At 63.9% G+C, this 26,217-nt stretch carries 24 protein-coding genes and 2 pseudogenes; 12 read left to right on the plus strand and 14 right to left on the minus strand.

The genetic code is table 11. From position 1 onward, the window contains the following. Positions 1-9 precede the first annotated feature (9 nt). The 13 genes and pseudogenes from ACZ60G_RS38200 to ACZ60G_RS38260 form a co-directional block, all read right to left on the minus strand. Positions 10-177, minus strand: a complete 168-nt coding sequence (locus ACZ60G_RS38200) for a hypothetical protein (protein ID WP_465816707.1) — start codon at positions 175-177, stop codon at positions 10-12. 297 nt (positions 178-474) lie between these two features. Continuing rightward, a complete protein-coding gene (locus ACZ60G_RS38205) occupies positions 475-1,650 on the minus strand; it encodes an acetyl-CoA C-acetyltransferase (RefSeq protein WP_465816708.1) in 1,176 nt (391 codons plus the stop codon). 362 nt (positions 1,651-2,012) lie between these two features. Next, complete coding sequence (locus ACZ60G_RS38210; RefSeq protein WP_465816710.1) at positions 2,013-2,999, minus strand: MDR family oxidoreductase; 987 nt, start codon at positions 2,997-2,999, stop codon at positions 2,013-2,015. Positions 3,000-3,040: 41 nt separating this feature from the next. Continuing rightward, a complete protein-coding gene (locus ACZ60G_RS38215) occupies positions 3,041-3,874 on the minus strand; it encodes a mycofactocin-coupled SDR family oxidoreductase (protein ID WP_465816712.1) in 834 nt (277 codons plus the stop codon). Positions 3,875-3,883: 9 nt separating this feature from the next. Next, positions 3,884-4,702: a mycofactocin-coupled SDR family oxidoreductase gene (locus tag ACZ60G_RS38220; RefSeq protein WP_465816714.1), complete on the minus strand. Its 819-nt coding sequence runs from the start codon at positions 4,700-4,702 to the stop codon at positions 3,884-3,886. 115 nt (positions 4,703-4,817) lie between these two features. Beyond that, entirely contained in the window at positions 4,818-6,713 is a 1,896-nt protein-coding gene (locus ACZ60G_RS38225) for an AMP-binding protein (RefSeq protein ID WP_465816716.1), read from the minus strand. A 55-nt stretch (positions 6,714-6,768) separates the two neighbouring features. Continuing rightward, entirely contained in the window at positions 6,769-7,644 is an 876-nt protein-coding gene (locus ACZ60G_RS38230; protein ID WP_465816718.1) for an alpha/beta fold hydrolase, read from the minus strand. Between the two features lie 112 nt (positions 7,645-7,756). Continuing rightward, complete coding sequence (locus ACZ60G_RS38235; protein WP_465816720.1) at positions 7,757-8,251, minus strand: winged helix-turn-helix transcriptional regulator; 495 nt, start codon at positions 8,249-8,251, stop codon at positions 7,757-7,759. Between the two features lie 66 nt (positions 8,252-8,317). Continuing rightward, entirely contained in the window at positions 8,318-8,461 is a 144-nt protein-coding gene (locus tag ACZ60G_RS38240) for an alpha/beta fold hydrolase (protein ID WP_465816721.1), read from the minus strand. Positions 8,462-8,563: 102 nt separating this feature from the next. Then, positions 8,564-8,710 (minus strand): hypothetical protein, encoded by a 147-nt coding sequence (locus ACZ60G_RS38245; protein WP_465816722.1) that lies wholly within the window; start codon positions 8,708-8,710, stop codon positions 8,564-8,566. A 383-nt stretch (positions 8,711-9,093) separates the two neighbouring features. Continuing rightward, positions 9,094-9,921: an enoyl-CoA hydratase/isomerase family protein gene (locus tag ACZ60G_RS38250; protein ID WP_465816724.1), complete on the minus strand. Its 828-nt coding sequence runs from the start codon at positions 9,919-9,921 to the stop codon at positions 9,094-9,096. Further along, positions 9,918-10,538 (minus strand): annotated as a pseudogene (locus ACZ60G_RS38255) (hypothetical protein). The gene ACZ60G_RS38250 and the pseudogene ACZ60G_RS38255 overlap by 4 nt, the downstream one beginning before the upstream one ends. A 21-nt stretch (positions 10,539-10,559) precedes the next feature. Further along, a complete protein-coding gene (locus tag ACZ60G_RS38260; RefSeq protein ID WP_465816726.1) occupies positions 10,560-10,826 on the minus strand; it encodes a hypothetical protein in 267 nt (88 codons plus the stop codon). 288 nt (positions 10,827-11,114) lie between these two features. Here ACZ60G_RS38260 and ACZ60G_RS38265 point away from each other — a divergent pair. Next, positions 11,115-11,318, plus strand: a pseudogene (locus ACZ60G_RS38265) (IS110 family transposase); the annotation flags it as partial. A 143-nt stretch (positions 11,319-11,461) separates the two neighbouring features. Here the strand turns inward: ACZ60G_RS38265 and ACZ60G_RS38270 are convergent. Beyond that, positions 11,462-11,989 carry a TetR/AcrR family transcriptional regulator gene (locus ACZ60G_RS38270; protein WP_465816728.1) on the minus strand — a complete coding sequence of 176 codons (528 nt, stop codon included), beginning with the start codon at positions 11,987-11,989 and terminating at the stop codon, positions 11,462-11,464. A 362-nt stretch (positions 11,990-12,351) separates the two neighbouring features. Between ACZ60G_RS38270 and ACZ60G_RS38275 the strand changes: the two genes are divergently transcribed. The 11 genes from ACZ60G_RS38275 to ACZ60G_RS38325 form a co-directional block, all read left to right on the plus strand. Next, the gene (locus ACZ60G_RS38275) at positions 12,352-14,949 is read left to right on the plus strand and encodes an ATP-binding cassette domain-containing protein (protein ID WP_465816730.1); all 2,598 of its coding nucleotides are present in this window, start codon (positions 12,352-12,354) and stop codon (positions 14,947-14,949) included. Positions 14,950-15,060: 111 nt separating this feature from the next. Continuing rightward, positions 15,061-16,671 carry an AMP-binding protein gene (locus ACZ60G_RS38280; RefSeq protein WP_465816732.1) on the plus strand — a complete coding sequence of 537 codons (1,611 nt, stop codon included), beginning with the start codon at positions 15,061-15,063 and terminating at the stop codon, positions 16,669-16,671. Beyond that, positions 16,668-17,492 (plus strand): enoyl-CoA hydratase/isomerase family protein, encoded by an 825-nt coding sequence (locus tag ACZ60G_RS38285; RefSeq protein ID WP_465816733.1) that lies wholly within the window; start codon positions 16,668-16,670, stop codon positions 17,490-17,492. The genes ACZ60G_RS38280 and ACZ60G_RS38285 overlap by 4 nt, the downstream gene beginning before the upstream one ends. Beyond that, on the plus strand, positions 17,489-18,247 hold the full coding sequence (locus ACZ60G_RS38290; protein ID WP_465816735.1) for an SDR family NAD(P)-dependent oxidoreductase: 759 nt from the start codon (positions 17,489-17,491) through the stop codon (positions 18,245-18,247). The genes ACZ60G_RS38285 and ACZ60G_RS38290 overlap by 4 nt, the downstream gene beginning before the upstream one ends. A gap of 133 nt (positions 18,248-18,380) precedes the next feature. Then, on the plus strand, positions 18,381-19,637 hold the full coding sequence (locus tag ACZ60G_RS38295; protein ID WP_465816737.1) for a lipase family protein: 1,257 nt from the start codon (positions 18,381-18,383) through the stop codon (positions 19,635-19,637). Positions 19,638-20,038: 401 nt separating this feature from the next. Continuing rightward, a complete protein-coding gene (locus ACZ60G_RS38300; RefSeq protein WP_465816758.1) occupies positions 20,039-21,484 on the plus strand; it encodes an amidase family protein in 1,446 nt (481 codons plus the stop codon). Positions 21,485-21,842: 358 nt separating this feature from the next. Beyond that, on the plus strand, positions 21,843-22,670 hold the full coding sequence (locus ACZ60G_RS38305; RefSeq protein WP_465816739.1) for a CocE/NonD family hydrolase: 828 nt from the start codon (positions 21,843-21,845) through the stop codon (positions 22,668-22,670). Further along, positions 22,604-23,521, plus strand: coding sequence for a CocE/NonD family hydrolase (locus tag ACZ60G_RS38310; protein ID WP_465816741.1), 918 nt, complete (start codon positions 22,604-22,606; stop codon positions 23,519-23,521). The genes ACZ60G_RS38305 and ACZ60G_RS38310 overlap by 67 nt, the downstream gene beginning before the upstream one ends. Before the next feature lie 54 nt (positions 23,522-23,575). Continuing rightward, positions 23,576-24,562, plus strand: coding sequence for a zinc-binding dehydrogenase (locus ACZ60G_RS38315; protein WP_465816743.1), 987 nt, complete (start codon positions 23,576-23,578; stop codon positions 24,560-24,562). An 80-nt stretch (positions 24,563-24,642) separates the two neighbouring features. Then, complete coding sequence (locus ACZ60G_RS38320; RefSeq protein WP_465816745.1) at positions 24,643-25,617, plus strand: NADPH:quinone oxidoreductase family protein; 975 nt, start codon at positions 24,643-24,645, stop codon at positions 25,615-25,617. A 267-nt stretch (positions 25,618-25,884) separates the two neighbouring features. Then, on the plus strand, positions 25,885-26,217 hold a 333-nt coding region (locus tag ACZ60G_RS38325), incomplete at its 3' end, for an alpha/beta fold hydrolase (RefSeq protein WP_465816747.1).

The following is a 26,217-nucleotide window of genomic DNA, read 5'->3' on the forward strand; positions in this document are numbered from 1 at the left end:
GGAGCCAACCTAAGCCAGGACAGTCCCCCGTTGACGCCACCGCCACATGTCGTTATCGCCAACCCCGGCCTTGCCCGTCATCGTATCGATGACCAGGTACGCCAACTGCGGATGCTGGTCGATCACCGAGGCGATGTCATCAAGCGCCGAACCACGCTGATCAATCAGCTCAAGCACAACTGCCTCTATAGTGCAATCACACCCACGGCGACCTGGGCCGGACGAGGACCGTCTCCCCAATCCAGAGCCATCGTGCACGCGGCACACACCGCAGCCGACCTGCTCAGTCTTTTTGATACACCGGCATCGCCTATGCTGTAGGCGTTCCCGTCGCGGCGGATGCAGATTCACCCGCTTCCGTGTCTGCCTGCCTTCTCGACGGCAGACAATCACTGCGGCGGTCGCCGCGCCGACTCGTCAGGAAAGGCTGAGGAGTGGCGCGGATCTTCGCACTCGCCAGACGTGCAGCCCTCGTCAGACATGCAGCAGGAGCGCATCGCCTTGCCCGCCACCGCCACACAGCGCGGCGGCACCGATACCGCCTCCGTGCCGGCGTAGTTCATGGGCGAGGTGGAGGGTGACGCGTGCGCCCGACATGCCGATCGGATGTCCGAACGCGATGGCACCGCCGTTGACGTTGACCCGGTCGGGATCGATGGCGAGTGCGTGGGTCGAGGCGATCGCCACGGCGGCGAACGCCTCGTTGATCTCCACAAGGTCGAGGTCGAGCGCGGTGATGCCCGCGGTGGTGCAGGCTTTGACGATAGCGTTGGCGGGTTGCTGGTGCAGACCGGAATCCGGACCCGCGACCATACCGTGGTCGCCGATTTCGGCCAGCCACGTCAGTCCGTGGGCCTCGGCGTACTGCTTGCTGGCGATGACCAGTGCGCAGGCCCCGTCGTTGATCGGCGATGCGTTGCCGGCGGTGATAGTTCCGCCGGTTCGGAATGCGGGTGTCAGCCGGGCCAGCGTTTCGACGGTGGTGTCGGCTCGGATGCCTTCGTCGCGGTCGATCCGGCTGCTCGTTCCCTTCCGGCCGGGTACGTCGACGGCGACGACTTCGTCATCGAAAATGCCGTTTTCCCAGGCTTTTGCCGCGAGTTGATGGGATCGGGCGGCGAAGGCGTCCTGATCTTCCCGGCTGATGTCGGGTGGGTTGCCGGTGTCGGTAAGCCTGCCCATGGGCTGGTCGGTGAAGGCGTCGTGCAGTCCGTCGAGGGCCATGTGGTCGACAAGGGCGACGTCCCCGTATTTGAACCCGGTGCGTGACCCCGGCAGCAGGTGGGGTGCCCTGCTCATGGATTCCATTCCACCGGCGACTACGACCCGGTGAGTGCCGGCACGGATGAATTGGTCGGCGAGGATGATCGCTTCGATCCCCGACAAACAGACCTTGTTGATGTTGAGTGCCGGCACGGTCATCGGAATCCCCGCCTCGGCCGCGGCCTGCCGGGCGGGCATCTGTCCCGCACCAGCGGTGAGTACCTGCCCCATGATGACGTATTCGATTGCGTCGGTGGTGATTCCAGCTTTCCTGAGGGCGCCGGCGATGGCGATCCCGCCGAGTTCTGTGGCCGAACGCTCAGCCAGGCAACCGCGTAGGCGGCCGATGGGAGTGCGTGCGCCGGCGAGGATTACGGAGGTGTCCACGGGATATTGGCCCTTTCGGTCGTGAGCTGGGCGAATCTCGGTGAGATATTTATATGGTACCAGCGTACTGAATATTGTACCCAGCCTGTAAACGGCCGCTGAATGCGGGCAAGTCGGGCGGAACCGCAAGAGCCGGATCGACTCGTTACGGAGGTACGCGACAAGACACTCGCCCCCAACCGGATCGCCGGGCTCAGCCCGCCGCAGGTCCGGCGTTGGCTTGCGATACCTTGAAAGCCAAGGGGGGTTTGGTTCGCCCGGCGTGGCGGTCGGCGGCCGCGAGCTTCCAATTTCGCACTCGCGACCCGAAGACGTCATCACCTCGGTGACCTGGGCGGTCTACCGAAGTGATGACAGACGAATCAGGCGTTGACGTCTACCACGGTCCTCCCACGTACAGCGCCAGTGAGGACCTGCTGTGCCACTGTCGCGGCCTGATCGAGTGGAATCGTGGTCGTCATCTCCTCGAGCAGACGCTCGTCGAGATGCTCGGCGAGGAGCTCCCACGCCGCGTTTCGGCTGCTCGCGGGGGCGTTGACGGAGTCGATCCCGGCCAGGGTGACGCCCCGGAGGATGAAGGGTGCGACCGAGCCCGGCAGGTCGAGTCCCTGGGCGAGACCGCAGTTCGCCACGGCCCCGCCGTAGCGGATCTGGCTGAGAACGTTGACCAGGGTGTGGCTGCCGACGACGTCGACACCGCCGGCCCAACGCTCGGATCCCAGTGCCGCCTGGGCTGGTTCGGCGAGGTCCTCTCGCGGGATGATCTCGGAGGCACCCAGGTTCTGCAGGTATTCCTTCTCACCCAGCCGCCCGGTGGATGCGTGAACCTCGAATCCGAGAGCGGCGAGTAGTGCGATCGCCACAGAACCGACACCGCCCGCGGCGCCGGTGACCACCACCGGCCCGGCATCCGGCGTCAGTCCGTGGCGACGCAGCGCCACGACGTTGAGGGCCGCCGTGTAGCCTGCTGTCCCGATCGCCATGGCCTGCCAGGTCGTGAATCGCGCCGGAATTCGAGTGAGCCATGCCGCCGGAACCCTTGCGCGGGTAGCAAACCCGCCGTTGTGATTGACTGCGAGTCCCCATCCGTTGACAGCGACAGATTCGCCGGGGGCGAACCCCGACTCCGCGGTCGCCTCGACAACGGTGCCCGCCAAGTCGATGCCCGCGACGATCGGGAATCGTTCGACAACGGGCACAGCGCCGGTCACGCCGAGGCCGTCTTTGAAGTTCACCGCCGAGTAGTCGACCGCGATGGTCACATCACCCTCGCCGATCCGATCGTCGGGAATTTCGGTCAGTTCCGCCCGCTGACCGGCCTCGTCCTTCAGGATCTGGACTGCTCTCATCTTCCCTCCTACGAATTGTGTTGATTTCCAGGGTTTGCGGGTCAGGCCAGGCAGAATCCCGCGTCGATCTTGAATTCGAGGCCGGTGACGAAACGAGCTTCGTCCGAGACGAGGAACAGCACCGCGTTGCTGACGTCGACGGCATCGACCCACGGTGTCGGCATCGGGTTGAGCGTCGCGAAGACCTCGGCGGCCTGTTCGCGTGTGGGGTTCTCGATATGAGGGACGAAGAGCTTGTGGATGGCGTCGTTCTGCACCATCAGCGTGTCGGCGATGCTGGGGTTGACGGTATTGACCCGAATCTTGTCCGCCGCGAGCTCGAGAGACATCGACCGCATGAGCCCGATGACCCCTGCCTTGGCGGCGACGTAGTGCGGCAGATTCGGCATGGCCCGAATGCCGACCGCGGAACTGGTCAAAACGATCGACCCGCCCGAGCCGCCCGCCCGGATGTGCGGGATCGCGGCCTTGGCGGCGTGGAATACGCCGGTGAGGTTCACGTCGATCATGTCCTGCCAGCTCTGCTCCGGCATCGCCTCGGTGGGCGCAGCCGACAGAATCCCGGCGTTAGCCACGGCGATGTCGAGGTGCCCAAACTCGGTCACCCCCTCCGAGACCGCGGATTGCAGCGCGGAGAAGTCCCGCACATCCGCGCGCTGGGCCACAATCCTGCGGCCGAGGCCCTCGACCTGCCTGACCGTCTCCTTCAGGTCTTCCTCGCTCGCCAAGGCGTAGGGCACCGAGTCGATCGGCGCACACATATCGACGGCGATGATGTCGGCGCCTTCGGATGCCAACCGCACCGCGTGTGCCCGTCCTTGTCCGCGCCCGGCCCCGGTGACGAAGGCGACTTTGCCCTCGATTCGTCCAGTCATGACAGATCCTCAGTTCTTGTTGTTGAATCCGGCGTCGACCGACAATGTCGTGCCGGTGACATAGCGCCCGTCGTCGGACACCAGGTAGAGCACCGCGTTGCTGACGTCCTGTACCGAGATCAGACCGACCGGCATCGCATTGGTGATATGGGGAACGAGCTGCGGGTTCTGCTCGAGAAACGTCTCGATCGAAGGGGTCGCGATCATGGGCGTTTCCACGCCTGTGGGGTTGACCGTGTTCACCCGGATCGAGTGGGCTGCCAGGTTGTTGGCATACGAGCGCATCAGCCCGACCAGACCGTGCTTGGAGGCGACATAGGCCAAGGCCCCCCGCGACGGACCGAGGATTCCCCGCAAACCCGCGGTAGAACTGGTCAGCACGATGGCCCCACCTTGCCCACGCTCGATCATCGAAGGCACAGCCGTTTCGAGCGTATTGAGGACACCGGTGAGATTGATGTCGATCGTGTCCTGCCAGGCCTCGTGCGGTTCATCGGCGGCGAACAGTGCGACCCCGGCATTGGCGATCACGATGTCCACGGGACCGATCTCCGCAACGCCCGCATGGAAGGCGTCCGCGAGTTGCTGCTCGTCTCGCACATCGGCCTCGATGCTCACCGCACGCCGGCCGAGAGCTTCTACCGCCTTTCTCGTTTCGGCAAGATCCTCCGACGTCGCCAAGTCGTAGCGCGCCGACGCAAGCTGCGTGCATATGTCGACGGCGATGATGTCGGCACCTTCCTCGGCCAGCCGAAGCGCATGGCTGCGGCCCTGCCCGCGAGCGGCGCCGGTAATGAAGGCGACTTTGCCCGCAACGCGTCCAGACATGATGAGTACCCCTTTGTACTGGTTACTGATTTTCGACGTCGGCGTCGACCGATGGCAGGTAGGCGCCGGTTTCGGACCGGTGCAGCGCGGCACCGGAGGAGTGGGATGCGCGGTGTCAGTTGGAGGCAGTCGCCGCGGTGGCCAAGACGCCACGCAGGTGTTCGAGCACGCTCGGGTCCTCGATCGTGGGTGGAATCTGCACCGCGATACCGTTCGCCAGGTCGCGCAGACTGCGGCGGAGAATCTTTCCGGAGCGAGTCTTGGGGAGCTGGTCGACAACGAACGCGGTGCGGAAGGACGCCACTGCCCCGATCCGATCGCGAACCATGTCGACCAATTCGCGCCGTACGGTGTCGACGTTGCGGCTGGCACCGGCCTTCAATACGACCAATCCCATCGGCACCTCGCCCTTCAATGGGTCGGCCACTCCGACGACCGCGCATTCCGCGACGCCCGGATGTGCGGCGAGAACCTCCTCCATCGCACCCGTGGACAGCCGGTGTCCGGCCACATTGATGATGTCGTCGACGCGGCCGAGTACCCAGACGTCGCCGTCCTCGTCTACATGTCCCGCGTCGCCGGTGCGGTACCAACCGGGATATTTATCCAGGTACGAGGTGCGGAAACCCGCGTCGTCACCCCATAGCGTCGGTGCGCTGCCGGGTGGCAACGGCAGACGGAGGGCGAGGTTGCCCGGTTCGCCGGCTGCCAGTGGGAGACCATCGTCGCCCAACGCAGTGACCTCGAACCCGGGGCTGGGCCTGCCGCCCGAACCCGGTTTGAAGGGCGTCAACTCTGCCCCTCGAAACCGCGCGGTGATCGGCCAGCCTGTTTCCGTTTGCCACCAGTTGTCGATGACCGGCCTGTCGATCCTGGACTGCAGCCACGTTGCCGTCGCCGGGTCGCACCGCTCGCCGGCCAGGAACACCGCCTGCAGCGACGAGATGTCGAGTCGATCCAGCATGTCCAGATCCGGGTCCTGCCGCCGGATCGCACGTATCGCGGTGGGGGCGGTGAAAAGGACATTGACATGATGGCGCGCGATGACCCGCCAGAATGCGCCGGCGTCGGGGGTACCGACCGGCTTGCCCTCGTACATCACCGATGTCAGACCCGACAGTAGCGGCGCGTAAACGATGTAGGAATGTCCGACGACCCAACCCACATCTGACGCCGCCCACAACACATCCCCAGGTGACAGCCCGAAGATCGTCGGGATCGATGCGGCGAGCGCCACCGCGTGGCCGCCGTTGTCGCGGACGATGCCCTTCGGTCGTCCTGTTGTTCCCGAGGTGTGCAGGATGTAGAGCGGGTCCGAGGCTCCCACCGAGACGCAGTCGTGCGGGCTCGCCGCTTCCTCGGCCGCCAGCAGGTCGTGATCGCGACCGGGTTCGAGTTCAGCGAACGCTTGGGGGCGTTGCAGCACGAAACATGCCTCGGGACGATGTCGCGACTGCGCGAGTGCGGCGTCGAGTACCGGCTTGTACTCCACCACGCGGCCCGGTTCCAGCCCGCACGATGCCGCGATGATCGCCCGCGGTGCGGTGGCATCGATTCGCCCCGCGAGCTCGGCAGCCGCGAAGCCGCCGAACACCACCGAATGGATTGCTCCCAACCGGGCACACGCCAACATCGCGATCGCCGCCTCGGGAACCATCGGCATGTAGATGATGACCCGATCACCACGGCCCACGCCCACCGCAGCGAGCGCTCCGGCTACCTTTGCGACGCGGTCACGCAGCTCACGGTAGGTGTGTGTGACGATTTGACCGGTCATCGCACTGTCCCCCACCAGGGCGGGGCGATCGCCCGCACCGGCATCGACGTGCCGATCGAGACAGTTGTAACTCGTGTTCAGCCGCGCATCGGGGAACCAGCGGCCGTACGGGCCGGTGTTCTCGTCGAATACCGCGGTCCACCGCGCATCCCAATCGATGCGGGCCGCCTGCGTGCTCCAGTAGCCCAGCGGATCATCCCGCCAGGCGCCGTAGAGGCTCTCGTAGCTCGCCATCGTGTTCCTTCTGTGAACGCTTCGGACCCCGACGGTCCGTACTCGACTGGGTGGATCACGAATGGGCGAGGAATCGCTCGATCTGGGCGGCCACGGTCTGCGGGTGCTGCTGATGCGGCGCGTGCCCAGCCTGCGGATAAACGGCAAGTTGCGCGTTGGGCAGCTCCCGATAGAGCAACCACTGGTTTTTGACCGGAAAGAACGGGTCGGTGTCTCCGTCGATGATCAGCGTGGGCTGCCCCAGCTCCCCCAGCCTGGCGTAATGGCCGGTCTTGCCGCCCATGAAGTCCATGATCAAACCGGCCATCACCTGGATGACTTCCGGCGTAACGACCGGTTCACGGTCGGTACGCAGCGCGTTGCGCTCGATATAGGCCTGCGTCTCGGCGTCCCGGCCCTCGGCGAAGAACAGGTAGCGAACGTCTTCGAAGGAATACTCGGGTGTCAGAGCGACATCGAAAACGATGTCGGTGTGCGGGTCGGTCTCCGGATTACCGCCCGGCCCCGTTCCGATCACGACAACCTTGCGCACCAACGCCGGTTCCTGCAACGCAATGGCTTGCGCCACAAAGCCACCCATCGAGAATCCCAGCACATCCACGACGTCGTGACCGAGCGCCCGGGCAAAGGACGCCGCGTTGTGCGCCTTCTCGTCCACACTGGCGGCGGGTGATCCGGTCGACGAGCCGACCGCCGCATCGCTGAACAGAATCACATGCCGGTGCTCGGCTACCGAGTCGACAAAGGCCGGATCCCAGTTGTCGAGGGTCCCGCGGAAGCGGTGCAGGAACACCAGCGGTGTCGAATCCACCGGCTGGGCTGGACCGAGCTCCCGGTAGGCATAGCGGACGTCGCCGACCTCGACGTACTTGGTTTCGATCTCGGCGGAGCGGTACTGCCGGACGGGCTGGTCGGTTACGGAAGAACTCACTGTGCACCTCATCACTCGGCGTTTCGTGGACCTTGAATGTAACCCAAGTCACTACCATGATGCAAGTCACTATGATTATGGAAGTAACCAGCTGGTGACCGTCCAGACAGCTTCACGCCATGGGCCGGCGCCGCTGTTCCAGCACCGCCCGCAAGCGATCATCGGCAGTCGGGCCCGGCAGGAATACCGAGTGCTCGTCGTCGAGCGGATGACCGGTCGAGCGGTCGATCAACAGCGGTTCGACATCCAACCCGGACTCACTGTCGACCAGCCGCACATTAGGAGCCGCAGGAGGAAAGTACTGGTTACCCCAGGCATACAAGGCGATCAGCACCGGACGAAACGCGTGACCGGCCTCGGTCAGAACATATTCGTCGCGCGGAGGACGGTCGTTGTACCGGCGTCGCTCCAGCAGGCCCGCCTCCACGAGTGCACCGAGCCGGCGGGACAGGGAATTCGGCGAGATACCGAGGCTTTTCTGGAACTGCTCGAACCGGGTGATGCCGTGCGTGGCATCGCGGAGGATCAAGATGCTCCACCACTCCCCCACCTGGTTCAGCGCTAGCGCAATCGGGCAACTCATACCGTCGAAGCTCTTGTGTTCCATAATGGAAGTCTATGCGGAGCTCGTGCTGGCCGTTCCCAGCCGACGCCCTCACGGACACGTTCGGTGTCAGTCGGCCAGGAATTTCAGTGTCTCCGGTATGAACTCATGGTGGTACTGGAACACGCCACCGTGGCCGGAGTTGGGATAGATCTTCAGCGTCGCATTCGGCAGGCGAGCGGCCACCCCCGCGGAATGCGCACTCGAGACCATGAGGTCATGGTCTCCGTTGGCCACCAGCCCAGGAACCGTGATCGCCGACAGATCGTGCTGCGGCGAGGTCGAGGAATCCGTGGTGGATGTCGGGCGGCGTTCCTATCGGATGGCCAGTCGCCGGAATTTCCCCTGCAGCACCCGGCGGCTGTCCATCTGCGGCGGCCCCGGTGTCCCGGCCGGTTTCACCGGCAGTAGCGGTTCGATTACCGCCCACAACTCGTCATCCACGATCCAAGATGCCGCCACACTGAAACATCCTGCACTGCAACGGAACCCGATGCCAACCGACCGAACCTGTCAGGAGCTTAAAGCAGTCAATTCATTTTGGTGATTGTGGTAGGTCCCGACCATCCGCACGGAAGCCCGCAGCGGCCGATGGTGGTGACCACAGTTCGACCGTTCGCAAAGAAGGTCGTAATGAGAAATGCCTGCGAGGTGTAGCCGCATTCGGGGCAGGCGCCGAAATAATTGAGCACTTCCCTGATCTTCTGATGCGTAATGGCCGAAACTGTGGTAGCTGCCGAGGCCTGCGCGGAGGGCGTGTCGAATCGTGCATGCCGATGCTTCATGAGTTGGTGTGATCGGAGATTACGTGAGGATGCATGCACGATATCTCTGGACGCCCGAGGTCAACGTCCAGTGAATTCGGCCTTGTTCGGCCCGGACCGGTCGAACGAAGACAAGCCGTTTTGGGCATCGTCCGTCGCGAAGCACGACGCTAGCAGTGCCGACTCCAGTCGCAGACCCAAGCTCAGAGCCATTTCGCCACCATCTTCGAGAGCCTGCTTCGCCAACCCGAGTGAAGCCGGGCCGCGGGCGAACTTCGCGGCGTCTTCGAGTGCGTCGCTGATCACCTGCTCGGGCTCGAACACTCGGTTGGCCAGCCCGATATCCAGCGCTGTCTCGGCGTCGACGAAGCGACCGGTGAGGACCAGATCCTTGGCTCGTGAGAGCCCGATCAGCCGTTGGAGACGCTGCGTGCCTCCAGCGCCCGGCATGATCCCAAGGGTAACTTCGGGCAGACCGAGAGTCGCGTCGGCCGCGACATAGCGCAGATCAGCGGCGAGCGCTATCTCACACCCGCCACCCAACGCATAACCGTTGACAGCGGCGATGGAAATCTTGCCCATCGCCGAGAGCTTGGCAAGGCTACGCTGCAGATGAGTACCGTGCTTGCGATATTCGAGCATCGTCATACCGACCATGGCCTTGATATCGGCCCCCGCGGCGAAAACCTTCGGCCCGCCCCGTATCACGAGTGCGCCGATGTCATCTCTTGCTTCCGCCTCGTCCACCAACTCCCCGATCCTGATCCACACGCTGGGATCCAGCGCGTTCACGGGCGGCCGATCCAATCTCAACACAGCGACCCTGGTGGCCGTGTCGACCTCGAGGCGCAGGCCCTCACTCTGTCCACCGCGATCGGCGAGCGCGGAGTTATTCTGCGGATCAATCATTTCTTCTCTCCTTGTGCGCTGCGATGCCGCGGACGACGCCCGATAAACATGTGTCTCGTCCCCGCGACGACGGATCGTCCGGTTGCCGCTGTCGGCGCTACCCAGTGAGGTGCTATTCGCACTGGTAGCCGCCATCGACAGTGAAAGTCGAAGACTTCCGGATTGGGACTCTCGACCGCGCTGCGAAGAAGCCGGTACGTGTCGGCGGGCGTCGACGGCATCACGACCGTGAGCCCAGGTATGTGTGCGACCAGGGTCTCCAGGCTCTACGAGTGCTGGCTACCGGAGGACCGTCCGGCACTGAACTGCGTTCGCAGCACCACCGGAACCCGAGCCCCGCCCCCCGTCATGAAGGGAAGCTTGGCTGCTTGGTTGAGGAGCTGGTCGAAGCAGACACCCAGAAAGTCCATATACATCAGTTCGATGACCGGTCGCAGCCCTGCCATTGCCGCCCCGACCCCGAGACCCATGATCGCCGTCTCGGAAATCGGGGTATCGCACAGCCTCCCGGGAAAGCGATCGGCCAGACCACGGTCAAGCCGAAGACATTGCCGCCGGAACCGACGTCGATACCCGCGACGAACACCCTCGAGTTCTCTTCGCGATGCAATGGCCATGACCGCGGTGAGTGGACGTGATCACCTCACACGCTCGCCCAACGGCCAGCACACGCCGACGGCGGACGCCTCCTGACCGATCGAAAGATGCACACAGCCAGGGATTTCGGTCGCCTTGTACAACTGCGACGCGGTCTCCTCGAACTTGCGGATGCGCACCATTCGCTGGTAAGCCTCCGCCAAGGCGAGTGGCCCCGACAGGCCCATCGTTTCGAACAGTGGCCATAGACCCTCGACCGAGGCGGTGTCAGTCCCGCGCCCGCCGACCGCTACTACGCTCGGGGGCATTTCACTCCTCCTGCCCGTCGTCGCCGGACGTATCGTCCTGATGAGTTCGTCGCCGAACCGGGTGACCGACGACGAGTGGCCAGCCTCTTTCGCGCCAGCAGAACCTTCGGACGCAGCACCACCTTTTCAGCACGGCCTGGTCCCGACAAGTTGATCTATCAGCGCCATCAGACGCCGAATCCATTTAACAGCTGGACCAGCCTATAAGGTCAGCCTCGACGGCGGAGGAGGCCCTATTGTTCAATCAATCCGTGTCGACGCGTGCCCGCCGATTGAAGATCTACGCAGGCGTTCTCCGCTCTTAAAGCCTCGCCGGGAGCACGCGCCTACTACGACAAACAACGCGGCCGCGGCATGAACCACAGTGCCGCCCTACGCCACGTCGCGAACCGACTCGTCGGCATCCCGCACGGCTGCCTGAAGACCAGCTCCCTCTACGACGAGACCACCGCCTGGACCCACCACAACCGAGACATACCGGCCGCTGCTTGACAACAGCAGACCCTGGGATGTCTCTGTCGCGAATGATACGACGGCACGTCGAGGTCACCGACTCGATCACGTCGACTGCCGACTCCACTTGCCCCGTGCAACCCCGCTTCGGCTTGCAGGGCGAACAGTCCGCTCGACTGTCGCTACTGGTCCGCAATTGCGGGCGCCTCGGATGGCTCATGAAGCAATCCGTTCAACAGGAGATTGCCGAGCTCGTTGAAAATATCGGCTGCAGACATGCCTGTCCGGTCGAGCAGTACGCCCGACTGGACACCTTCCAACGCAAGTGCAACCATCTGCGACGCGAACACACCGTCCTTGGCGCGAAAGTGGCCGGACTCGATCCCCTCATCGACGAGCTCACGCACGCGCTCGGCGGCACGCGCGGTATTGCGACGATAGATCTCGGCCGTGGGCCCGAAAGCGACCATGTCGTCGTAGAACGCTCGAGAATTCCGGCGCATCGCGTCGGCCACACCCTGCAAGTAAGTCATGATCCGGGCGCGCGGATCTTCCACGGCCGTCGCGCTGTTCTCGATGCTGGCGGCCGATGTCCCGAAGAACTGCTTGGTTGCCAGCACGACGAGTTGTTCCTTCGTCGGCGCGACGCTGTACAACGTCGCCTTGGAGCAGTGCAGCCGCTCGGTCAGCTCCGCGATCGTAATGGACATGAAGCCCTCGCTGAGAAATATGTCCTCAACCCTGGCGAGCAAATCAGCTCTGCGCGCCGTATCGACACGCCTCCGCCGGGGAGTCTTGACCGTCGATGCGCCGCGAGGCGTTGACGCAGTTGGCATGGCGAAAGTCTCCCACAGAAGATCCTGAACAAACTCGGCCCGCGTATTGCTCTCCTCCCTGCATTTGTCTGGTACGTTATAGGGTAACATTCGATTCAATTTCGTACCCGTCGGCAGTCGTCAGGGTCCGCTTCGACGCTCTCGTTGGAGAGAACTTCTAACGGTAGGCATAGCGAGGGGTTCATCGCCCCTTCTTCATCCGGACCGGCGCATACCGGCACCGAAAGGAGACCCGGATGACAAGCGAGGACAGGCGAAGCCGAGCCGGGGCGCACCGCCTATCGGCGGGTTTTCCAACCCGGGCGCGGGGCGGTGACGACGACCAGCCGCACTCGATCGAGGTACGCGGCGCCACGGTGCACAATTTGAAACACATCGACGTGACTGTGCCATTACGTACGTTCGTCGCGGTCGCGGGTGTATCGGGTTCGGGGAAGTCGTCACTCGCGCTGGGTGTCTTGTACGCGGAGGGCTCGCGTCGCTATATCGAAGCGTTGTCGACCTACACGCGGCGGCGCATGTCACAAGCCCCCCGCGCGGCGGTCGACAGTGTCGAGCATGTGCCCGCCGCCCTGGCCCTGCGCCAGCGTCCCGGCGTTCCCGGAGTACGCAGCACATTCGGTACGTCGACCGAGTTGCTGAATGTGCTGCGGCTGCTGTTTTCGCGGCTCGGCTCGCATTGTTGCCCGAATGGCCATCGTCAGGAGCCCACCATCGATGTGGCTATGGGTCTCACCCTTACGTGCCCCCTGTGTGGGATCACCTTCTACCCGCCGGGTGCGGAGTCTCTGGCGTTCAATTCCGACGGGGCGTGCCCGCAGTGCACGGGTACGGGCCTCGTACGGGAGATAGATGAGGAATCCTTGGTTCCGGATCCGTCGCTGACCATCGATCAAGGCGCGGTCACCCCCTGGTCGATGCTCGGGTTGAGGGTGATGCCCCAGGTCGTCGCGGACTTAGGGGTCAGGACGGATGTGCCGTACGCCGAGCTGACCGCCGAGGAGCGGGACATCGTCATGCACGGGCCGGCCGAGAAGAGGCACATCAAGGTCCCATCGAAGAACGGCAAGTTGTTCGATGTCGACTTCATTTATCGCAACGCACGCCGGTCGGTAGAAGAGGCTTTGAACAAAACCACCAGTGAGCGCGGATTGAACCGGGTGAACAGGTTCATCAGCACTCGAGTATGTCTCGCCTGCCACGGCAGTCGGTTGAGCGCAAAGGCACGTCAATCCTTGGTCGACGGGATCGATCTCGCCCAGGCGACATCCCGGACGCTAGACGAGCTCCTGGCCTGGGTGCCGACCATCGAGAAGACGCTGTCGCCGGAGATGGTGCCGATGGCACGTCATATCGTGGACCAGTTCTCCGATATGGCGCGCCATCTGCTGGCCCTGGGCTTGGGGTACGTCAGCCTCGACCGGGCGAGTTCGACGTTGTCTACCGGTGAGCGGCAACGCGTCCAGCTTGCGCGAGCTGTACGCAACCAGACCACGGGCGTGCTCTACGTACTGGACGAACCGTCTATCGGACTACACCCGTCGAATGTCGACGGCCTGCTCGCCGTCATACGCAACCTGCTGCGGGACGGAAATTCGGTGGTGTGCGTCGACCACGACATCAGAGTTCTTCGCGAGGCGGACTGGCTCATCGAGATGGGCCCGGGCTCCGGCGTGGAAGGCGGCCGGGTCCTCGCCACCGGTGACCCCGATGATCTCGCCACCAACCCAACCTCACTGCTCGGTGGTTTCCTGATTGGACGCGAACCCGTCGTTGTTCGCGCACAGGTCGAGCGGGACAACATGTTCGAACGAGGCCGTATCGCCCTGTCCACCCAGCCCATTCACACTGTGCACGCCTTGGACGTGGAGATTCCGAAAGGGCGGGTGACCGCCGTGACCGGTGTGTCCGGATCAGGAAAAACCACCCTGATTCTGGAAAGCCTCGTTCCTGCACTTGAGGCCGTTTCGTCGCCCAGCTCGCCGCCCGCGCACATCACCGCGGTCGATGCCCCGGCGATCACCCGCGTCGCCGTGCTCGACGCTACGCCCATCGGCGTCAACGTCCGCTCGACCGTCGCCACCTACAGCGGCGTTCTCGACGACCTCCGCCGCGCCTACGCGACAACGGTCGCAGCCACCGAACGCGGTCTGACCGCCGCCGACTTCTCCTACAACACCGGATCGCTGCGCTGCACGCGCTGTGAAGGCACTGGACAGATCTCCCTGGACGTACAGTTTCTCCCCGACGTCGATATCGACTGTCCAGAATGCGGCGGCACACGCTACGCACCCGCGGCAGGTGAAATCCTGCGCCCAGTCTCGGAATCGCCGGCGAGCGAAGGCATCTCACTGCCCGACCTGCTCACCCACACCGTCCGCGAGGTCGTCGAATTGGCAGCCGACATACGCCGTGTCCGAACCCGGCTTCAGGTGCTCGTCGACCTCGGTCTGGGATACCTCACTCTCGGCGAGGCCACCCCCGCACTCTCCGGTGGCGAAGCGCAGCGATTGAAACTTGCGGCCGAGCTCGGCCGCAGTCAGACCGACACTTTGTTCGTCTTCGACGAACCCAGCGTCGGGTTGCATCCCCTCGATATCCGTACATTGCTCGCCGTCATCGGCCGTCTCAACGACAACGGCGCCACCGTCATTGTCATCGAACATGACCTCGACATAATCGCCAACGCCGACTACATCATCGACATGGGCCCAGGCGGCGGCACCTCCGGCGGCCGCATCGTCGCCACCGGAACACCGAGCGCCGTCGCGACAGATCCGAACAGCATCACCGGCCGATACCTCGCAGACCACCTGTCGAGCACATCAGGCTGAGCCGGATATCGCGCGACGGGCATTTTTCCACGATCGCTCGCTTCTCCGGATTCCGCATGGTACCTTATTGGGTACCAAACAGACATATTAAGTACCCACATTGGAGGCCCCATGGCCCCGGACGTCGACACTCGCGTTCGAGAGATTTTCGAGACCTATTCGGACCCGGAAGCGAATGTTGCCTGGCTGCTGTGTGACCGGCATGCCGCGCAGCGGACGGCTGTGACTGTCGTCGACGAGACAGTTTCCGAGTACACCTATGGCCAGCTCGCGGACGCATCGAAGCGGTTCGCAGCGCTGCTGGTCGCCAGGGGCGTCCGCCCTGGCGACCGAGTGAGCACATTGATGGGCAAAAGTGTCGACTTGGTGACCGTGCTGCTCGGAATCTGGCGAATCGGCGCGGTGTACGTACCGCTGTTCACCGCCTTCGCCGAGGACGCGATCCGCTCTCGGTTGACGGAATCCTCAGCAGTGCTGGTGGTAGCAGACAGGGCTCAGAGCGGCAAGATTCCCGAAGGCGAGTGGCAGGTCATCATCGCGGACGACCCGGGACCCGAAGGTCTGCACGCACACCTCGATAAGGTCACGACAGACCCAGGTGACCCTGTAGCGGTCGGCGGTTCCGCAGCGCTGGTTCATATGTTCACCTCGGGGACAACGGGGACCCCGAAAGGGGTCGTCCACCCGGTGACTTACATCGCGGGCTGGCACAGCTATCTCGAATTCGGACTCGGTGTCCGCCCCGACAGCTCGTTCTGGTGCGGCGCCGACCCCGGGTGGGCCTACGGCCTCTACACCGCCATCATCGCCCCCCTGGCAGCCGGCGTCCCCACCGTTCTATTGCGCGGCGGCTTCTCACCGAGCACCACCTGGGCGGTACTGCGAAACCTGCGAATCACCGATTTCTCGGCCGCTCCGACCGTATACCGAGGACTGCGCGCCTCGAACCTCCCCGTTCCCGACGACCTGGCCGTGCAACGTCTGTCCAGCGCCGGTGAGCCACTCACTCCCGAAGTCAACGCGTGGACATCGGCCACGATGGGCCTGCAGGTGCACGACCACTACGGACAGACCGAACTCGGAATGCCGATCGGCTATCCCCATCACCCCGACCTGCGCCGTGATCTCGTAGCCGGCGCGATGGGAGTCACACTGCCCGGCTGGGAGATGACAGTGCTGCGCGAAAACGACGATGTTCCGGCCGAGGCCGGAACGATGGGCCGACTCGCTGTCGTCGTCGCCGACAGTCGGTTCATGACGTTCACCGGCTACACGCCGCCGGCCGGCGACCGATTTTGCGGCGACGGCCGATACTTCACGACAGGCGACACAGCCAGTATCGACCTCGACGGAACCATCCGGTTCTCGTCGCGCGACGACGATGTCATCATCATGGCCGGCTACCGCATCGGGCCGTTCGACGTGGAATCCGCGCTGCTGCGCCACCCAGCTGTCGTCGAATGCGCAGTCATCGCAGCGCCCGACCCCGTACGCGGGGAGGTCGTCGAGGCCTTCGTCGTTCTCGCCGACGGAGTTAGCGAGTCCGAAGACTTGGTCGCCGAGCTTCAGAAGTGGGTGAAAGAGAAGTACGCCGCACACGCCTACCCGCGGCGCATCCACATCGTCGACACGCTCCCGAAGACACCCAGCGGAAAAATCCAGCGCGCAGAACTTCGTCGCAAGCGACGCGACGAGACCGAAGCGAACGCCGGGGCATCATGACTCCCGCACGCGAACCCGTCGTGGTCACCCGAAGTGGAGCGATCCGAATTCTGACGCTCAACAGACCGCACCGGCTCAACGCACTCGATGATGCACTCATCGACGCGCTGGACGCGGAACTGACAGCCGCCGAGGACGATTCACAGACCCGATGCCTGATCCTCACGGGCAGCGGGCGTTCGTTCTGCGCCGGCGCTGATCTGCAGCACTTTCTCAGCCTGCACGCTCGGATGGGGACGCCCATCTCCTTCCTGCGCCGAGTCTCCGCACTGATAACTCGCCTGGAAACAAGCCGGCTCCCGAGCGTCGCGGCGCTGCACGGGCACGCGGTGGCCGGCGGGCTGGAGCTGGCGCTCGGCTGCGATGTTGTCGTCGCCGCCGAGTCCACCGTCATCGGCGACGGGCACATCCGTAACAACCTGCTTCCGGCAGGGGGGTCGAGCGTACGGATGCCTCGCAAGTTGGGCGAGTCCATGGCTCGATGGCTCGCGCTGACCGGCACCCTCCTACCCGCCCGCCAACTCGCCGGGACGGGCTGGTTGCACTCCATCGTGGCCGACGACGAGCTGGCCGACGCCGCGGTGGCCGTCGCCCGCGAGCTCGCAGACGCCGGCGGCCCGGCCCAGTCGGCCTTCAAGTCATTGCTGTTCGAGCTCCAAGCGATGGACACCCAGTGCGGGCTGGCCAAAGAACTCGACGACTTCGACGCGCACTGGAAGTCGAACGACGTACCTACCACTCTCTCCGCATTCCTCACTCGAAAAACCAAGTGCGCCAGCACGACCGAGCCCCCACGCCAAGAGACATCAGGACAACAGTGAACCGCTACGAAGACCAAGTCGTACTCATTACCGGTGGCGCCCAAGGACTCGGCGCCGCGATGGCACAGCGTTTCGCGGCCGAAGGCGCCGTCGTCGCCATCGGCGACCTCAACCACGACGCTGCGGCCGAGCTCAGCACAGAGTTACAGGATCGATTCGGCCGGCCCTGCCTGAGCCATCGCGTCGACGTCACCTCCTCGGCCGACGTCGCTGCGTGGGCCGACGAGATCGCGAACACGCACGGACGCATCGACGTCCTCGTCAACAATGCCGGAATCATCCGCGACAACAGAATCGAGAACATCAGCGACCAGGACTGGCACTCGGTAGTCGATGCCTCCATGACCGGATCCTTCTTCTGCGCCCGGGCTGTCCTGCCACACATGCGATCTCGACGCTACGGGCGCATCGTGTCCTTCTCCTCGATGAGCTGGCGCGGAAACTTCGGGCAAGCCAACTACGTCGCCGCCAAAGCCGGCATCGTCGGACTCACCCGCACCATCGCACTCGAAGCCGCACGCGACGGCATCACCGCCAACGCCATAGCACCCGGCCTGATCGAGACCCCGATGCTGGCATCGATGAATGCGGCCGCCCGCGACAAGCTGACTTCCAAAGTGCCCCAACGAAAAACAGGCAGACCGGAGGACATCGTGGAAGCCGCTGCCTACCTGTGCTCACCCGGCGCGGGATACGTCAGCGGCGTAGTCCTCGACGTAGACGGCGGCCTGGGAATCGGTTCCTCCATCCGCTAGCAGAGCAAAGAAGCCTGGTCCCCATGGATTACTTTCCGCCACCACACGAGTCAGCGTCGCCGAAAGCACCGACATCCACGGACCCGCAGACGATGGACGGCAGTAGCTGTCTACCCAACAAAGGAGTTGCGTCATGAGGTATCGCCTTCTTCGACCGGCAGTTGCTGTGGTGACAGCCGCGGCCGTTGTCGGTTTCACCGGGCACGCCGGGGCCGAACCTGCGCCGACGCCATCGGCATCCCAGGATTTCTATCTGCCACCCGATCCGTTGCCTACGAGTTCGAATGGTCAACTGATCCGATCTGAGCCCGTCGCTCTGCTGGCCGGATTGGCGCCACCGGGGGTCGCCGCGACGCGGATCATGTATCAAAGCGCCGACACGCGCGGCGTTCCCATCGCTACCACCGGGATGGTGCTGGCCCCGACAGCAGCGTGGTCCGGCCCAGGCCCGCGGCCGCTGGTCACCTACGCGATCGGCACGCACGGCGCCGGCGACAATTGCGCGCCCTCGAAAGTCCTCACCGATGGCGTGACAGTCGATGGCTCGGGGCGGCCCATGGTGGAATATGACATCGGCGACATGGCAGCGTTGCTGGCTCGTGGCATGGCGGTGGTGGTTACCGACTATCAAGGATTGGGAACGCCGCCCGGGCACACCTATCTGCAACCGGTCCCCGAAGCGCACGCAGTGCTCGACGCCGCCCGCGCCGCGATTCGGCTCGGTGTAGTCGATCCGCACGCTCCTGTCGGTGTCTGGGGCTACTCACAGGGCGGCAGCGCTGCGGGGGCGACCGCAGAGCAGGCCGCCAGCTACGCCCCGGACCTGAATGTGCGAGGCTCCGTTGTAGGCGCTCCCCCAGCCGATGCTTCGGGCACGGTCAGGAATCTCGACGGTAGGGTTTTCACCGGGTTGGTCGGCTTTTTCGTCAACGGACTCATCGCAGGCTATCCGCAATTCGCCCCGAAAATCACGGCAATGTTCAACTCGCAGGGCATCGACTTCCTGCACCGCACTGCCGCGATATGTGACGTAGGAAGCGCGGCCGACTACGGGTTCCGGTCAACCAGCGAGTTCACCGTCAGCGGGAAGCCGATCATCGACGATCTCGAGGCCGACCCCGAGATACACAAGGTCCTCGACAGCTTCGTGCTCGGACGCACACCGCCTGCAAAACCTGTGCTGATCATGCAGAACATCAATGATGACGCCATTCCGCCGCAGCAAACTCAGGACATGGAGAACGCGTGGCGCCGCGAGGGCGCCGATGTCACAGACGCCGACATCAACACTCCGCCATTGCTCCCGCAAGCGGGAATTCTGGGCCATGCGGTGGGTTTGACCACATTCAACATCGCCACCGATTGGCTATACGACCATCTCACGCATTAGCACCTCTCTCGGCATGCGCGAACTCCATTGTCGCCCAGGTTTCGGCCGCTATCCACAGAAGTAGGTTCGAACCCGGTCGCGTTGACGCACCAGCGACGACCGGGTTCCTACCCCGCCAATCGGTATTTCGCAAGGACAACCGCTCATGACACTTCTCCACAAGTGCCGCCGGCCACGCGCCGACGACGGCCACGATTCGTGGTCACTGAGCGACAACCGTCATTCGCATCGCTTTCGCCGCGACCAGGCGATGACTACGCCGCGCCCGAATCCGCCGATTCGTAATTCAAAGGCAGACCCGCCGTCGCCGGACACGGATGAGAAATTATGGTTCCCCATGCGAGGCGACGTCCATTTACGGATCTGGCTGCATGTAATCGCGGACGCCCGTGATCGCCGAGATGCTGACGATCTTCGACCTTGTGGACGAATACCCGGAACCGGCTTCGTCCACTGATCACACACGTCGATCGATCGGTCGAGCACCTCACCCAGCGGAAGACCCCTATAACGCATTTATCCGTTTCTGTCGGGTGGACGGGGCAGACTCCGGGCCGCTCACAGGCCTGACGATGGCCGTCAAAGAGTGCATATCGGTGGCCGGGGTGCCGATGACCAACGGCTCACGCATGTTGCCCGGGATCGTACCGACCGAAGACGCTGTCGCGGTGGAGCGTTTGTTGACGGCGGGAGCGTCTGTCGTCGGCAAGACAAATATGGAAGACATGGCCTTGGGCACCGGCTCGGCCAGCGCGTACGGGCCCGCCAAGAATCCCGTCGCTCCCGAATACGGCACCGGAGGGTCATCGAGCGGTTCGGCAGCCGCGGTCGCTGCGGGAATGGCTGATTTCGCGTTGGGCGCCGACGAAGCCGGCAGTATCCGGATTCCCGCGGCGTGGTGTGGACTCGTGGGAATGAAGGCGACCCACGGCCTGGTGCCGTCGTACGGCCTTACATACCTTGATCACACCATCGATCACATCGGCCCAATGACCATCGACGTCGAACTCAACGCCCGAGTGTTGTCGGTGCTGGCAGGGCCGGATGCCCGCGACCCACAATGGGTGCGAGGCAACGTCAGGGTCGCCGATTACACCAGCGATTTGAACGCGGGGGTCGAGGGGATGACCTTCGGTGTGATTACGGAATCATTGGCGCACAGCGGAACACAGGACGAAGTACTGGGATCCTTCGCCGAAGCCTGTGACGTACTGCGTGCTGGAGGGGCCACGATCGTGGACGTGTCCATTCCGTTGTGGCCGTACGCGTGGCCAATCGAGGGGGCGCTGCTGGCGTTCAACTCCAGGGCAATGATCGATTCGGGTGGCCTCGGGTACGGACACAAAGGCCGGGCGATGCCCGGCCAAATCGAGGCCACGACAGCCCAGTTCCGGAACTCGGCAAATGACTATGCGCTACTCGGGAAGGCCAATCTGCTCATGGCGGAGCATATGCGCGATGAGTACATGGGTGTCCACCTCGGCAAGGCGCAGAACCTCCGAAATGAACTCACCCGGCAAGTGGCGACGGCACTCGACTCGGTCGACGTACTGCTCACGCCCACTACCCCTGGTTTGCCCGCGCTCATCGAGCCCAAGCGCCACACGCCGAGCGCGATGCTCGAGCGCATCGTGGGAACAGCCGTTCTCAATACATGCCCACTGGATCTGACCGGGCATCCGGCCCTTACTGTCCCCTCCGGCAGCACCAGCGCAGGCCTACCGACGGGTTTGCAACTCATCGGTGCCCCATTTGCCGAGTCGACGCTCTATCGAGTAGGCGCGAGTGTTGAGCGTGCCGACCTCTGGCGACTGGCCACCACAAGGGTGCCGGCTCCGCGACTATGAACTGCTGCGATATGAATCCCGGCGATTCCGGCAATGCGGCAGATCTTGTCGTCGCGGTGTAGTGCCGACGAAACCGTTGCCGGCGTTGATGCTTGTTTCAGTCGGGAAGAATTTGTCACCGATGCGCTGAAATTCCTGGAGCAGTGACCGATCGCGGCATCCGATCATCCGGATTCCAGGTGCGCCGGTGGCCACTACTGCGTATCGGGTCGATGGAAGATCGCCAGTTCCGCACGGCGGCAGAAAGACAGGCCTTCTCCACAGTGGGATTGTTGGGTACGATACTGAGATCGCCAGTACCCACATACGTTCCCAAAGGTCTGGTGTGAGTGTCTGGAGACCGACGAGTGAGGATCAGATGAGTCAGGCGGCGATCGAGTTCGACATGCCCGTGCCGATGCGTGATGGTGTAGTTCTCAGGGCCGATGTGTACCGACCTTCGGGCGAGGGCCAGTGGCCGGTTTTGGTGCAGCGCACCCCCTACGACAAGACTTCGTCATTAGCGGGCTTCGTACTCGACACGCTCAAGGCGGTGCGGCGCGGATATATCGTCGTGCAGCAGGACACCAGGGGGCGGTTTGCGTCGGACGGTGAGTGGTTGCCGTGGGCTCATGAGCACGCGGATGGTTACGACACCATCGAGTGGGCGGCGAGCTTGCCCGGTAGCAATGGCAAGGTAGGAATGGTCGGTGGCAGCTACACCGGCAATACCCAGTGGGCCGCAGCGGTTACCCAGCCACCTCATCTGGAAGCGATCGCACCACAAATTACGTGGTGTGAACCAAAGGACGAGATCTTTCTTCGCGGCGGCGCGCTCGAGTTCGGATTGAACCTCTGGTGGTCGCTGCTGCAGTCGATAGTCCACTTCCCGAAGGTGGCGAGCGGGCGTGACGATTTGCTCGCGAAACTCGGGGTCACCGTCAACGACTATGATCGGCTCGCTGACGCAACGTATTGGGAGTTGCCGTCGGGAGCGTCGCCAGCGCTGGCGCGCACCGGCTTGCCGGATATCGGCCTGCAGCGTGGATTACGTGATCCCGCGTCGATCACCGAGGCCCGGGTGGCCGGCCGACATGCCGAGGTCCTGGTTCCCTCGCTGAGTATCGCAGTTGGTTCGACGTGTTCCAACAGGGCACGATCGATAATTATGTTGCCGCGCGTGAACAGGGACTTACTGCCCGCCTGATTGTCGGCCCGTGGGAACACACCAGCGGGGGAAGCTTCACCCCCGGGCACCTCGGAACCGTCAACTACGGCCTGGGATCGGTCGCTTTACCCGGAAGCGACGGAACGATGACGGGAGTGCAGCTCGACTGGTTCGACCACTTCCTCGCCGATCGTCCGGCCGACGAGAACCACCAGTCCGGCGTGGACATCTCCGTCATGGGTATCAACCAGTGGAGGCACGAGGACCACTGGCCACTCGCCAGGGCGCGATCGACCGAGTTCTTCCTTCGCTCCGGTGGTCACCTATCCTCCTCCACACCGACCGAGCCGGACGCAGCTTCCACCTATGTTTACGATCCGGCCGATCCGGTGCCGACTACGGGCGGCGCCATGATCATCGCAAGCAGCTTTCCTCCTGGCCCACGCGACCAGCAGGCGGTCGAAGCACGTGATGACGTGCTCGTCTTCACCACCGAGCCGCTTACCGAGGACATGGAGATAACCGGAAGGATCAGGGCTACGCTCTTCGCAGCTACCGACGGTCCGTCCACGGACTGGGTGATGCGATTGTGTGATGTCGACGAACAAGGTCTTTCACTCAACATCGTCGACGGTATTGCCCGGGTTCGGACCGACAGCGGACGCATCGATCAGGTCGACATCGACCTGTGGTCGACCAGCATTGTGATCAAGAGCGGTCATCGACTACGAGTTCAGGTCACTTCGAGTAATTTCCCGCGCTGGGATCGCAACCTCAATACCGGCGAGGACCCACTCACAGCCACCGAACATCGAGTCGCACATCAGACGATCTATCACGATGTCACGCGGCCGTCGCGGATAATTCTGCCGATAGTCCCACCGTCTTAGAAGGACGCGACAGAACCACCAACCGCCGAACGACGAGAATCAGCGAGGTCACACATGCGCGCAATACTGCTCGAGCCGATCGACGGGACCGTTACCCCGGTATTGCGAACCATCGCCCCTCCTCGACTGACGCCGGGGTGTGTGCGTATCGCGGTGCGGGCCGCCTCGGTCAATCGCGCTGACCTGCTCGTTCGCGCCGGCACCCACGCGCCGGCGACGGCTCCCGATGCACCGCCGGTGGCGGGACTCGACGCCTGCGGAGAGGTGATCGACGTTGCCGCCGGCGTCACCAATCTACGAGTCGGAGATCGCATCATGGCCATGGTGCCGGGCGGTCTGGCCGAGGAAGTCGTCGTTCCTGCTGCCGCGGCGGTGCGCATACCCAGCACGTGGTCGTTCATCGAAGGTGCCGCCGCCATCACGGGTTTGATGACCGAACACCACGCGCTGGCGACCTCGGCACGCTTTCAACCCGGTGAAGTGGTCCTCGTGCACGCCGCCGCGTCCGGCGTAGGTACCCAGGCGATACAACTGACCAAAGTGCTAGGGGCCGGGCGGGTATTCGGCACGACACGGTCACGATCGGCGGAGTCGCCGACGCTGCGGAAGCTGGGGCTGGATGAACTGATCACCACCGCACAGACCGACTTCGCCGACCGGGTTCTCGAATCGACCGGCGGTAAGGGAGCAGACGTGATCATCGATCATGTCGGTGGACCGTATCTGGCAGACAATATCCGCGCCTCGGCGATCATGGGGCGGATCATCGGCGTCGGCCGGCTGGGCGGGACGTCGGCAAGGCTGGATATGGAAGAACTCGCCCGTAAACGGCTGAAATTGATCGGTGTGACATTCAGGACCCGCACCGACCAGGAGAAGTTCGCCATCGCCGACGCGCTTCGGGGTGTCGACCTGGAAACCCATGCCGACCAGCTCCGTCCCGTGGTCGATCGCATCTACTCATGGCGCGAGGTCCTCGACGCGCAGGAAGCCCTCGCCGACAACTCTCACGTCGGCAAGATCGTGTTGGAAGTGAACTGATCGGCGACGCGCTACACCACAGCGCGACGACAGGCGTTGTACGTCGCCCCACCCGAACTCACGCAGGATCGGAGGCGCGTATGCGCGCTGTACACCTTGTCCAACATCGCGGTCCAGACGGTCTGCGCATGGTTGACATCGATGAACCGGACGGCACCGGATGGGTAGTTGTCGACATCCGCGCGGCGGGCGTGTCTTATGTGGACCTGTTGCAGACCCGAGCCGGCTACCAGTTGGTCCGTCCGCTGCCTGCGCTGCTCGGCATGGACGCAGCCGGGGTAGTACGCAGCGCCCCCGAAGGATCCCGCCTCGTCCCCGGCCGGCGGGTGGCTCTGATCTCGGACGCGGGGACCTGGCAGCAGACGGTCGCCGTGGAGCCTTGGGCGGTATTTCCTCTTCCGGACACCGTGTCGTTCGCGGCCGGAGCCGGCGTGCTTCTCAACTACCTCACCGTGCACTTCGCACTAACGGAACGCGCACGATTCCGCTGCGGCGAAACCGTCCTGGTCCACGGCGCCGCGGGAGGTGTGGGCAGTGCGGCGCTGCGCGTGGCATCAGCACTCGGACTCGAGACCATCGCGGTCGTCAGCAGCCAGGCCAAGGCCCGCGTTGCTCTCGACAACGGCGCGACTCATGTCGTCGATGCCTCAGGCTTCAAGGACGAGGTGCTCGCCCGCACCAGGGGTCGTGGTGTGGATATCGTTCTCGACCCCGGGGGAGGTGACCGGTTCACCGACAGCTTGCGAAGCCTGGCGCCGGGTGGCCGAGCGGTAGTACTCGGCTTCACCGCGGGTGAAATTCCCACCGTTCGAGTGAATCGCCTGCTCTTGAACAATATTGCCGTGACCGGCGCGGGCTGGGCCGAGTACATGCGTGCCGACCCCGCCTACCCGGCCCGCCAGTGGACGGTTTTGAAATCGCTCCTCGACGACGGCTCGCTGACGGTACCCGAACCAGTCGTGTTTCCGATGGAGCGCGCTGCCGATGCCCTGCGCCGGCTGGACGAGCGAACCGCGACTGGCAAGATCGTCCTCACGCTGGATCCCGACCGGTAACTACACGCAGCGCCAACCTCCACGAGCTGAAAACACGCCCAAGCGTTGCGCATGGGCTCCATGATGACGGTGACCGATGATGGGTCGGTCCCCACCGGCAGCATCGACCAAAGTCGCCGCAGATAACCGGTGGTGGTGCGGAACTTGCGTCCGGCCACAGGAATTCGCAGCGAAGGACACGAAATACCCTCCCGGGCTTGCACCCATCGGCGGCCCCATGTCGAGCTGCACTACCGGATCGATGGCCCGGACGACGGCATACCGATCTTGCTCGCCAATTCCATCGGCGGCGACATCAGCATCTGGAACGACTACCTGGAGCCGCTGAGCGACAAGGGCTTTCGCGTCATCCGGCATGATCTCCGCCGTCACGGCGACTCCCCTGTCCTGGCGGGCCCGTACGCGATCGCCGAGATCGGCACAGACGCCGTGGCACTGCTCGACCGTCTCGGCATCGAACGCGCTCATGTGGTTGGCGTTTCGCTCGGCGGCATGCTCGGACTCGGCTGGCCCGGCACGTACCGCAGCGAGTACACCGCATCGTGGTGTACTCGCTGCAGTTCGGCTCGTCTCGGCAACCGCCGGATGTGGATCGACCGC

It is taken from the genome of Nocardia sp. NPDC102475 (assembly GCF_055584605.1).